Source organism: Ruminococcoides bili, assembly GCF_040093295.1.
Classification (GTDB): domain Bacteria; phylum Bacillota; class Clostridia; order Oscillospirales; family Acutalibacteraceae; genus Ruminococcoides; species Ruminococcoides intestinale_A.
In genome coordinates this window covers 20,240-30,983 of the sequence record NZ_JBBNJY010000023.1, presented here as the reverse complement: position 1 = coordinate 30,983, position 10,744 = coordinate 20,240, and the positions used below count along the sequence as shown (strand labels likewise).

Sequence of the window (10,744 nt, the reverse complement as noted above, 5' to 3'; positions counted from 1 at the left end):
GATCTTTTAAAGGCTTGACCTAAATTTTTTAATTATTTCTCTAAAATTGTGAGCAAAACCATAATTCATTACTGCTGCCCCATCATTTAGAATAAAATCAAAATTTATTTGTTTTTCTTCCCCTTTTTTATATCCTTAAACGATACAAACAGTGGGTACAATGCTATGAACAGCAGTATAAAAATCACATTTATGCCAACCAAAGCATAAAAGTTCAGGTTAGGGCTCATATATAACACACCTACATTTGCCGCTATGGCGAGAACAAACAAAATGAGTATAAGTACCAAGCAAGGCCTTTTGCTCGCTCTGAACTCATTTTTGCAGTGATAACAGGTATGTGATTTTTCTTTTGCAATTTTTTTAACCTCTCTGTAGCCGTAAACGGTATGGCAGTGAGGACAAATAGGTAACTTCAGCATAAATTAGAATTTTCTGTTTGCGGTGTATTTGTTTGTATCGGCTTTTTTGTTGTCGTCGCTCTCTTCCTTTTGCGGAATGTAGTGGCGTGAGCGTGAAAAGCCCGTATCTGCGTCCGAACGGATTTTCTTAAGCGGTGCGTCCATAGATGCGTGGTCTTCGCTTACATCGCTTATAACAGGCACAAAAGCCACGGTCTTATCCGTTTCCTTATCTGCCTCTTTTTCTTCGTCCGCTCTGTTCATCTCTTCCTGCAAATGTATTCTCTCGGCGTCACGCTTTTGCTTGAGCTGATTAAACACACTTGTATCTATGGCAACCTTAGGAGTTGTATCCTCGGGTTCGGATGTAATTGTGTGTGATGTTCTCATCGGGTTAAAGTCAAACTCATCGGTTATGTCGCCGGCAATATTTTCGGAGTAAACCATACCGGCCTTTTTAGCCTCCATGGATTTCTTATATTTTTTAAGAGGAACATAATTCAAAAAGACGGGAGATATAAGCATAAAAATTACAAGCGGTACGGCAACAAGCAAAACTCCGAGAGGATTGCTGATATTGCCCGACTTAATCCAGTAAAGCATAATGCCTGCGGCAACCGCAACTGCAAGTGCAAAGCCGACAAAAATCATTTTGTTAATTATGACTTTACTTTCCTTTCCACATCTTGTGCATATATATTCACTTTTTCGTCTGCTTGAAAAACCCGAAATATATGAAATTCGTTTTGAACAGTAAGGACATTTTTTTGCTTTCATAAACAATCCCTCTTTTTGAATGTATTTTAAAATGAATAAATATTCATTAGTTATTTACATAATCTGTATTTTATTGCATTATTTAAATATTGTTTTTATTAAAATTATACTTTGAGTAATATTAATTAATTTCCGACTGCAATATTTTATAAGTACCTTCTTTGTTACGCTTATACAGCGTTTTACTCGAAAGCTGGCTTATATAAACCATAATTTTTCCGTTTTCCTTGCAGACAATAAATGACTTTGGCAGTTCGTAAGAAACATTCACAACATTTCCTTTTTTCTCTGCCTCTGTAAGATAATCTCTCGTTTTTTTAGAAACGGTACATCTGTCCATATCAAAAATACCGATAATTGATTTTGTGGTTATGACAGTATCCTGTCCCAAATGTAAATACATTTCAACTGATTACTCCGTTACAAACATTAAAAATTTTGCCGTGCTTAAGCTGCTCCTTGTTTGACTGCTCGCAGCAGGTTATAAAAACCTGGCAGTCATCAAGTTTATTCAGTAAAAAATCCTGTCTTTTGGAATCAAGCTCGCTCATAACATCGTCGAGCAAAATTATCGGCTTTTCGCCCATTCTTTCAGACAAAACCGCCGCCTCGGCAAGTTTTAATGACAATACCGCACTTCTTTGCTGCCCTTGCGAGGCATAAAGTCTTGCATTTTTGCCGTTTATAAGTATCTCTGCATCATCTCTGTGCGCACCTTTTGTAGTACAGCCGTTTCTTATATCATCTACCCTACTTTGTTCAAAAGTTTCGCATAATTTTTGGTAAATTTGCTCAATACTGTCGCCGTATTCGGCATTTGTAGTCGATAAATACCTAATTTCAAGCTGTTCTTTGCCGCCCGAAATGCCAAAATGGTATTCCGCAGCCCGTTTTTCGAGCATCTGGAGATACTCCATTCTCTGTTTTATGAGTATAGCACCGTTTAAGAGCAGGGAATTGTCCCAGATTGAAAGAGTTTCTTCAAGTTCGGGATGCCTGTAAATATCTTTGAGCAAAGAATTTCTCTGATTAAGCGTGCGGTTGTACTTTGAAAGCACCACCGCATTTTTTAATTTTTCTCTGCAAATAGCGCTGTCAATGAATTTTCGCCTTTCGGACGGGCCTCTTTTAATTAAATTGAGATGTTCGGGCGAAAAAACGACCGCACAATATTTTTCAATCAGTGCCGCAGCCGAATTTTTGGCTACAGAGTTGATTTCTACCTGCTTTTTATTGCCTTTGAATTTTATAGAGGCGGTCTGCTCCCTGTCCTGTCCGAAAAATCGGACTTCGAGTTTTGCAAAAGGCTTGCCAAAACCTATAAGTTCGTTGTCCTTTGAACCCCGAAACGAATGACCGCCGCAAAACATCCAAAAAGCCTCAAGCAGATTGGTTTTTCCCTGTGCGTTGTCGCCGTAAATTACATTCACACCGTCGCACGGGGTAATAATTGCGTCATCAAGATTTCTGTAATTTTCAAATTTCAGCGCAAGTACCTTCAAAAAATATCATTCCCAGCTCAGATAACGGTAATTTTTTCTCCGTCAAACTCTGCAAAGTCGCCTTTACGCATTTTTTTGCCACGCATAGTGCAAACCTCACCGTTTACGGTGACATCTCCGTTCTGAATTATCATTTTTGCCATTCCGCCCGTGTCACAAAGACCCGCAAGCTTAAGCAAATCCTGTAATTTTATAAATTCTGTGTCAATGCTGATTTTTTTATCCTTCATTTGAAAGCCTCATTGGAACTACAATGCTCAAAAAGCTGTCGCCCTTCACCGGTTTGATAACCATCGGCTTAATCGGGCCGCTTAAAGCAAGTCTGATTTCATCGGTATCGCAATTTTTGAGAGCGTCAAGCAAATATTTGTTGTTAAAACCAATCTCAACTTTTTCTCCCATAATCGAAACCGAAATACTGTCGTTTGCTCTGCCGACTGCAGACGCACATGAAAGTTTGATTTCGTCATTATCAAAATTGCATCTTACAGGGCTTTGAATTCTGTCGTTGTTTAAAAGTGACATTCTTTCAACCGAGTTTATGATAACTCTTGTGTTTATAATGACCTCTGTTTTTACATCGGTCGGAATAGTTGTCTTGTAATCGATAAAATTACCCTCGATAAGTCTTGAAATTACTCTGTAATTGTCAACCTTGAAGGTGATGTGTCTTTGACCAATGATAATATCTACATTTTGCTCGTCATCGCCCAAAAGTTTGAGGACTTCAAGCTGAGTTTTTCCCGGAACAACAAATTTATTTTTGCTTTCGGAATCTACATTTTCACTTCTGATTGCCATTCTGTAGCCGTCAATTGCTACGATTCTGAAAAGTCCGTCTTCAATTTCAAAAAGCGAACCCGTATAAATCGGCTTTGCGTTGTTATCGGACACGGCATATACTGTCTGCCTGATCATTTCACGCAGAGTTTTTGCATTTACGGTAATCATATCTGTCTGTTCAAAAGTAGGAAGATCCGGATATTCGATTGATGACATTCCCACAATTTGGTAATCTACATTTCCGCAGGTAATATAAGTCACCATTCTTTCGTCGGTCTCAATCATAACGATTTCTTCAGGCAGCTTTCTGACAATATCAAGAAAAAGCTTTGCACTGACAACAATTTCGCCTTCCTCCTGGATGGTAACATCAATGTCAGTTGTGATTCCGATTTCAAGATTGTAGCCTGATATATTTAGTGAATTGTCGTACGCTTTTATAAGCACACCTTCAAGAGCAGGTATTGCAGCTTTTGAAGATACTGCTCGTGACACATTTGACACAGCGTTAGCGAGGTCTGTTCGTAAGCACGAAATTTTCAAGTGTAGCTCTCCTTTATGTAGTGATAATTTAAATATTTCGTAGTAGTAGTAGGGGGTGTTAAATTGTTAAAAAATTGTAACTTTTCCGATTATTCCTTAAAAAAACCGTCCACAAAACACTCCACAGCCTTTTAACAGCTTTTACATCGTCTGTTAAAAGGACTTTTTCTTTCAACATAGGGTTGAAAATTGTTAGTGAAATGTTAATAAAAATGTTAATTGGATTCGGTATAAAAAAGCCTTTCAAAAGCTGTTTTTTATAAGATTTCCGACTGTACGGAAAAATCCTGCCGCATTTTTGCTTAAAAAATCCGTAAATTTTACGCTTTAAAAATTGTAAATTCAAAGCCTGTTTTTTTTAGATTTTTCTATACTATTATATATAGGCAAAAATCTCCTCTTTTTCAGGCTCATAAAAATACGGATTTTTTCCTGATTTTTTTGCTGTGAACGCAGCTTTTTAGGGTGTTCCCTCAACTACGGTGAAAATAAGTCCGAAATTGCATTAATTAGTGCAATTTACGGAAAAATATTTCAAAGTTTTTTACAAATAAATTTTTAATATTTTTGAACATACTAAAAATGTTGAAATTATGGAAAGGCATTAACAGGTTGTGTTAAATCTGTATGCTTTCAAGTATTGACCAAACGGCTGAAAGCTAAGCATTTAAGCCGAAATTTAAGTGTTTACAAATGTTACAAAACTGTAATGTTAATAATGTTAAAAGGTTAAAATCGTGTAACCAAATATGTTGAAAACCCGTTGAACTACCTGTCACGGATATTCTTGATGGTATCGTCGATTATCTCTTTGATCTTGCGGTCATTCTGCATCATTTTCTTAACCTTTTTAACGGTGTAGATAACGGTGGAGTAATGTCTGCCGCCGAATTCTTCTCCGATGTTTGCCATTGAGAGTGTTGTAAGCTCTCTTGAAATATAAATTGCAATGTGTCTGGCATTGCTGATGTTTGCACTTCTGTTGTTTTCAGAACGGATAGCCTCGGGAGTAACGCCGAAAGTACGGGAAACTTCCTCGATAATGCGCTCTACGGTAACCTCCGGCGGAGTATCGTTATTAAGAATGTCTGAAATAACCTCCTGAACCGAAGAAACTGTAATTTTCTCCTGATTTACAAGGTTTTTTGCCTTTAATTTTTTAACTGTGCCCTCAAGCTGACGAATATTAGCCTTGATTTTAGAAGCAATGTACTCGCAAACCTCATTTGAAAGGTCAAGATCGAGAAGCTCTGCCTTTCTTTTAATGATAGCGATTCTTGTTTCTACATCAGGCGGCTGAACATCGGCAATGAGGTCGGACTCAAATCTTGAACGAAGTCGGTCGTCAAGGGTTTTAATTTCCTTTGGCGGACGGTCGGATGTAAGAACGATCTGCTTGTGAGCGTCATAAAGAGCATTGAAAGTATGGAAAAATTCTTCCTGTGTACTTTCCTTACCGCCGATAAACTGAACATCATCGACGAGCAGAATATCTGCTTGTCTGTATTTTTTTCTGAACTCGCTCATTCGTGCCATACGAAGTGACTCGATAAGTTCGTTGGTAAAATCGTCACCTTTTATGTAACAAATAGTTTTTTCGGGTGAATTTTTCTTGATTTCGTTGCCGATTGCATAAAGCAAATGAGTTTTGCCAAGACCAGAATTTCCGTATAAAAACAGCGGATTGTAGGCATTGGCGGGATTTGTGGCAACTGCAAGACAGGCTGCATGAGCAAATTTGTTTGATGAGCCGACAATAAAAGTATCAAAAGTATATTCATAACTTATGTCTGTGATTTCCGCATTTGCAGCTGCCTGTTGTTCCTCTTTGACAGAGATTTCTTCGGGAATTTTCATTTCAATAACGAAAATCTGACCGAAGACGGCTTCAAAAGCCTCGTTAAGTAGAGAAAGATAGCAGCGAGTTATAGTCTGACGATGAAAATCGTTAGGAACTAAAATTACAGCTTTGTTCTTGTCAAAATCAAGTTCGATAGGCTCGATTCTGCTGATCCAAGTGTTGTAAGCGACATCGGTAATTTTAGTTTTGCAATAACTGCATATGATTCCCCACGCTTCTTCAAAAGATTCCATATACGACTTCCCTCCCATAATAAATACGGCAATATCGCCATATTACCCCATAGTAAATCTATTCTATTATATTATAGAACACTTCCTAAAAAAAATCAATCTTTTTATTACTCTAAAAATAATGGCTTTTAAGGTACTTTTAAAGCCCGAGAGAGGATTTTTATTTAATTTTTGACTTTAAAAGACTCTTTTTTAAAACTTAGAAATACGCTTAATTAAAACTAAAAGAGAAAACCAAAAATTTTATAATTGCTTTGAAACGGAAAAAATAAAAAATCGGATGTTTATTTTTCTTTCAATTTTCTTTTTATATTAACTTTTATATTAATAAATATTATCAGCAATCTTTTTCTATATATAAGTATATATAAGCAAACCGTAAAACCGCTCTGCTTTACAAATTTTAAAAAAACTTTTTATTTTTTGTTGACTATAAAGAAAAATTAATATATAATGCTATATTGCAAGGTTATATATTGAAGGGAGGGTTTTCAGTATGTTGAGAACTTATCAGCCAAAGAAGCTCCACAGAAAGAAGGAGCACGGCTTCAGAAAGAGAATGTCTACAGCCAACGGTAGAAAAGTATTGGCTAGAAGAAGAGCTAAAGGTAGAAAAAGGTTGTCTTACTAAAGAACAGGCCACTTTATTACAGTGGTCTTTCTTTGTTGTTTGCGGCTTTTACTTTGCTTAGGTGGTTTTAATTTTGAGTGACTTCATCACTTTAAAGGACAATAGGGATTTTTCCAGACTTTACAGGAGGGGAAAATCCTTTGTAAGTCCTGTTTTGGTAACATATGTTATAAAAAATAAATCCGATAACCTGCGTTTTGGAATAACTACGGGCAAAAAAGTCGGAAAAGCGGTTAAGCGCACCCGTGCAAGGCGTGTGATTCGTGCCGCATATTATCAGCTTTACAATGATTTGAAACCCGGTTATGATTTTGTCTTTGTGGCAAGGTCGAGGACTCCTTTTGTAAAATCTCAAAAGGTATATGACGCTATGAAAAATCATATGGAGTCTGCCGGCGTTCTGAAAAAGTAATATTATGAAAAGAATTTTAATTCTGCTGATAAAATTTTATAAAGCTGCAATCTCTCCGCATCTGCCAAAAAGTTGCAAGTATGAGCCTACCTGCTCTCAATACGGAATTGAGGCGATAGAGCGCTTTGGCGCATTAAAGGGTACCGCTCTGACCATATGGCGGATACTGCGCTGTAATCCTTTTTCAAAGGGTGGCTACGATCCTGTCCCGGAAAAAACGGACAAGCCAAGAAAAATTAAGTGAGGTAGCTTATGGCAAATATATTTGGATTTTTTGGAAGTATTCTCGGCTATGTTCTTTGGGCTGCTTTCTACTTTCTAAAAGATTTCGGTCTTTCAATAGTTGTATTTACTATTGTAATCAGACTTATTTTGTTCCCATTTACTGTCAAGCAACAAAAATCTATGGCAGGCACAATGAGAATGCAAAGAAAACAAAAGGAGCTCCAGGAAAAATACGCCAATAACAAGGTTAAGCTCCAGGAGGAAATGAACAAGCTTTACGAAAAAGAGGGAGTAAAGCCTATGGGCGGTTGCCTTACAATGATAATTCCTCTCCTTGTAATGCTCGGTATTTTTTATGCCGTTGCATATCCTCTTACAAACACACTTCATCTTAACTCGGACACAGTAAACAGTGCTGTTTCGTATATGAACACAATTCCGGGTTACACAATCACTACAAATGCTACTTATCAGCAAATCGAGCTTATCAGGGTGTTCCCAAGCATTATGAACACTGAAACAATTCAGGGACTGTTCTCAGCTGCGGACTGCCAGCAGATAATCGATTTTGCAAACGGATTTAATATGATGGGAATCAACCTTCTTACAATTCCAAAGGATATGGGTATTTTCTCATGGTACTCACTCATTCCTGTACTTTGTTTTGTATCATATGTTGGTTCACAGTTAGTAATGCAGAGAATCAATAAGGCTCAGATGGCACAGCAGCAGGGCTGCCTCAAGGTAATGCTCTATGTAATGCCTCTGTTTACAGCTTATATCGCATATACCGTACCGGCTGCGGTAGGTTTTTACTGGATTTGCTCATCAGTAATTGCGTTTATCCAATCACTTGTTATTGCAAAGTTCTTTACTCCGGTAAGCTTTACTGCAAAAGAAGAGGCTCGTCACATTGCTCTTATGGAGCTAAACGAGGCAAAAGTTCCTTATGTTTACTCACCTGTTGAACAGAAGACAAGCTCTAAGTCAAACGGCAACGGAAAAAAGAAAAAGAAGTAATTGAAATAGGTGAATACTATGATTAGAGAAGCAATCGGTGTTGGCGAAACTGAAGTTCTCGCCCTTGAAGACGCAAAAAGACAGCTCGGTATTGACGAATCCGAGATTGTTGAGTTTGAGGTTATTCAGCGTGCCGAGAAAAAGAAATTCGGTCTTTTTGGCGGTGCACCCGCTAAGGTAAAAATTACTCTTAAGGCAGGCCCGGCCGAAACAGCGGAAGAATTTTTAAGCAATGTACTTAAGAATATGAAGCTTGAGTCGGTTTCTATCAATAAAAAAGAAATTGAAAACGGCGTAGAGTTTGACCTTGAGGGTGAAAATGTCGGTTTTGTAATCGGCAGAAGAGGTGAAACACTCGACGCATTGCAGTACCTTACAAGCCTTGTTGCAAATCACGCTGACAATTCGTACTTTAAGGTTACTGTAAACACAGGCGACTACCGTGAAAAGAGAGAAAAAACTCTTGAAATTCTCGGCAGAAAGCTTGCTTTCAAGGCAATTAAGACAGGCAGAAAAACAAGTCTTGAGCCGATGAACCCGTATGAAAGAAGAATTATTCATACTTCTGTACAGAAGGTGAACGGTGCTATTTCATGGAGCGAGGGCGAAAACGCAAACCGTCATGTTGTAATAGGACCTGATCCAAAGTACAAGAGATATCAGAGAAACAGCAATTCAGGTTACAACAGAGGCAGAGGCGGCAGACGCCCGTACAACAACAACTCTGTTAATAACGAGGTAAATCCCGACAGAAAGCCCCTTAACGAAGGAAGCCTTGACGGACTTTACGGCAGAATTGATAAATAATGATTTTTAAAGAAAGGGGGCATTTTTGCTCCCTTTTGTTTTTTATTTAAAACCATTTTAAAGAGAGTGATTTTATGTCTGACACTATTGCTGCTATCAGCACGGCGCAGGGTGAGGGCGGTATCTCGGTTATTCGTATTTCCGGTGATTCTGCGTTTACTGTATGCGATAAAATTTTTAAAGGCATCAATAATAAAAAACTTGCCGATATGAAAGGCTATACCGCATCTTTCGGAAAAATTGTAAGTGACGGCGAAGAAATTGACGAGGCGGTTGCTCTTGTTTTTCGTGAACCTTTAAGCTATACGGGCGAAAATGTTGTCGAGCTTTCATGCCACGGCGGTATCTATATTACAAAACTTGTACTTCGTGCGGTGCTTGATGCAGGCGCAGTTCCGGCACAGGCAGGCGAATTTACAAAACGGGCATTTTTAAACGGAAAAATTGACCTTTCGGAGGCGGAGGCTGTAATCGACATCATTTCCGCAAAATCCCGTTCCGCCGCAAGGGCGGCTCTTTGTGTAAAAGAGGGTGCGGTTCGCAACAAAATTGACGAAGTAAAAAATCTCTTGCTTTCAACGGCGGCACATCTTTCCGCATGGGCAGACTATCCCGAAGAAGATATTGCCGAAGTAACCGACGAACAGCTTTACGATTCGTTTGATGTCAGCATTGCAATACTTGACGGACTTATTTCGAGTTATGACAGCGGACAGGCGGTAAAGCAGGGTATAGACACGGTAATTGCGGGCAGACCGAATGTAGGAAAAAGCACTCTTATGAACTTGCTTTCGGGTTGCGAGCGCAGTATTGTTACCGACATACCCGGCACAACGAGAGATATTATCGAGGATACTGTAATTATCGGCGATGTTATTCTTAGGTTAAGCGACACTGCGGGACTTAGAACAACCGATGACAAGGTAGAAAAAATCGGAGTTGACAGAGCAAAGCACAGATTAAAGCAGTGCGGACTTTTGCTTGCGGTATTTGACTATAACCGCAGTCTTGACGATGACGATAAAGAATTGATAGAATCGGCAGGCGAAGTGCCGTGCATTGCGATAATCAACAAAACCGATTTGGACAAACAGCTTGACACAGAGTACATTGAAAGCAAGATAAAAAATGTGGTTTATCTTTCGGCAAAAAGCGGAGAGGGCAGAGCAGAGCTTGTAAAAGCGGTTGAAGATATTGCGGGAATGGATAATTTTAACCCGAGCGAGGGTGTACTTTCCAATGAAAGACAGAGACAGGCGGTATTAAACTCCCTAAACTCTGTAAAAGACGCAAAAAATGCTCTTGAAATCGGACTTACCTATGATGCAATCACTGTAAGCATTGAAGAGGCAATTACAAGTTTGCTTGAACTCACGGGTGAGAGAACAAGTGATGAAGTTGTAGACAGAGTATTCCATAATTTTTGCGTGGGCAAGTAATCTTGTTATTGAAAAGCGAAAGTCAGAGTAAATTATGGTTTAATGTGCAAATTAAGCGAAATAATTTTAAAATTTAGGTCAAGCCTTTTTAAAGGTTGACCAAACTTTTA

Annotated in this window: 13 protein-coding genes; 6 read left to right on the top strand and 7 right to left on the bottom strand. The window is 38.5% G+C overall.

Going from position 1 to position 10,744, the window contains the following annotated elements; genetic code table 11:
* Window positions 1-104 precede the first annotated feature (104 nt).
* From AAAY30_RS08235 to dnaA, 7 genes are all read right to left on the bottom strand, one after another.
* Window positions 105-422 carry a hypothetical protein gene (locus tag AAAY30_RS08235; protein WP_337785653.1) on the bottom strand — a complete coding sequence of 106 codons (318 nt, stop codon included), beginning with the start codon at window positions 420-422 and terminating at the stop codon, window positions 105-107.
* A gap of 3 nt (window positions 423-425) precedes the next feature.
* Window positions 426-1,178 (bottom strand): hypothetical protein, encoded by a 753-nt coding sequence (locus tag AAAY30_RS08230; RefSeq protein ID WP_252558710.1) that lies wholly within the window; start codon window positions 1,176-1,178, stop codon window positions 426-428.
* A 121-nt stretch (window positions 1,179-1,299) separates the two neighbouring features.
* Window positions 1,300-1,581 carry an extracellular matrix regulator RemB gene (remB, locus tag AAAY30_RS08225; protein ID WP_022234748.1) on the bottom strand — a complete coding sequence of 94 codons (282 nt, stop codon included), beginning with the start codon at window positions 1,579-1,581 and terminating at the stop codon, window positions 1,300-1,302.
* Between the two features lies 1 nt (window position 1,582).
* Window positions 1,583-2,680, bottom strand: coding sequence for a DNA replication/repair protein RecF (gene recF / locus AAAY30_RS08220; protein ID WP_443720459.1), 1,098 nt, complete (start codon window positions 2,678-2,680; stop codon window positions 1,583-1,585).
* Window positions 2,681-2,697: 17 nt separating this feature from the next.
* Window positions 2,698-2,910 carry an RNA-binding S4 domain-containing protein gene (locus AAAY30_RS08215; RefSeq protein ID WP_022234750.1) on the bottom strand — a complete coding sequence of 71 codons (213 nt, stop codon included), beginning with the start codon at window positions 2,908-2,910 and terminating at the stop codon, window positions 2,698-2,700.
* Window positions 2,900-4,006, bottom strand: coding sequence for a DNA polymerase III subunit beta (gene dnaN / locus AAAY30_RS08210; protein ID WP_022234751.1), 1,107 nt, complete (start codon window positions 4,004-4,006; stop codon window positions 2,900-2,902). Before dnaN ends, AAAY30_RS08215 begins: the two co-directional genes overlap by 11 nt.
* 768 nt (window positions 4,007-4,774) lie before the next feature.
* On the bottom strand, window positions 4,775-6,100 hold the full coding sequence (gene dnaA / locus AAAY30_RS08205) for a chromosomal replication initiator protein DnaA (RefSeq protein WP_022234752.1): 1,326 nt from the start codon (window positions 6,098-6,100) through the stop codon (window positions 4,775-4,777).
* A gap of 496 nt (window positions 6,101-6,596) precedes the next feature.
* Between dnaA and rpmH the strand changes: the two genes are divergently transcribed.
* From rpmH to mnmE, 6 genes are all read left to right on the top strand, one after another.
* A complete protein-coding gene (rpmH, locus tag AAAY30_RS08200; protein WP_022234753.1) occupies window positions 6,597-6,731 on the top strand; it encodes a 50S ribosomal protein L34 in 135 nt (44 codons plus the stop codon).
* 73 nt (window positions 6,732-6,804) lie between these two features.
* Window positions 6,805-7,143 carry a ribonuclease P protein component gene (rnpA, locus tag AAAY30_RS08195; protein WP_022234754.1) on the top strand — a complete coding sequence of 113 codons (339 nt, stop codon included), beginning with the start codon at window positions 6,805-6,807 and terminating at the stop codon, window positions 7,141-7,143.
* A 4-nt stretch (window positions 7,144-7,147) separates the two neighbouring features.
* A complete protein-coding gene (gene yidD, locus AAAY30_RS08190) occupies window positions 7,148-7,387 on the top strand; it encodes a membrane protein insertion efficiency factor YidD (RefSeq protein WP_117706617.1) in 240 nt (79 codons plus the stop codon).
* Window positions 7,388-7,395: 8 nt separating this feature from the next.
* Entirely contained in the window at window positions 7,396-8,388 is a 993-nt protein-coding gene (locus AAAY30_RS08185; RefSeq protein ID WP_252558714.1) for a YidC/Oxa1 family membrane protein insertase, read from the top strand.
* 18 nt (window positions 8,389-8,406) lie between these two features.
* Window positions 8,407-9,195: an RNA-binding cell elongation regulator Jag/EloR gene (gene jag / locus AAAY30_RS08180; RefSeq protein ID WP_022234756.1), complete on the top strand. Its 789-nt coding sequence runs from the start codon at window positions 8,407-8,409 to the stop codon at window positions 9,193-9,195.
* Window positions 9,196-9,269: 74 nt separating this feature from the next.
* Window positions 9,270-10,634 (top strand): tRNA uridine-5-carboxymethylaminomethyl(34) synthesis GTPase MnmE, encoded by a 1,365-nt coding sequence (mnmE, locus tag AAAY30_RS08175; RefSeq protein WP_412249635.1) that lies wholly within the window; start codon window positions 9,270-9,272, stop codon window positions 10,632-10,634.
* Window positions 10,635-10,744: the final 110 nt, after the last annotated feature.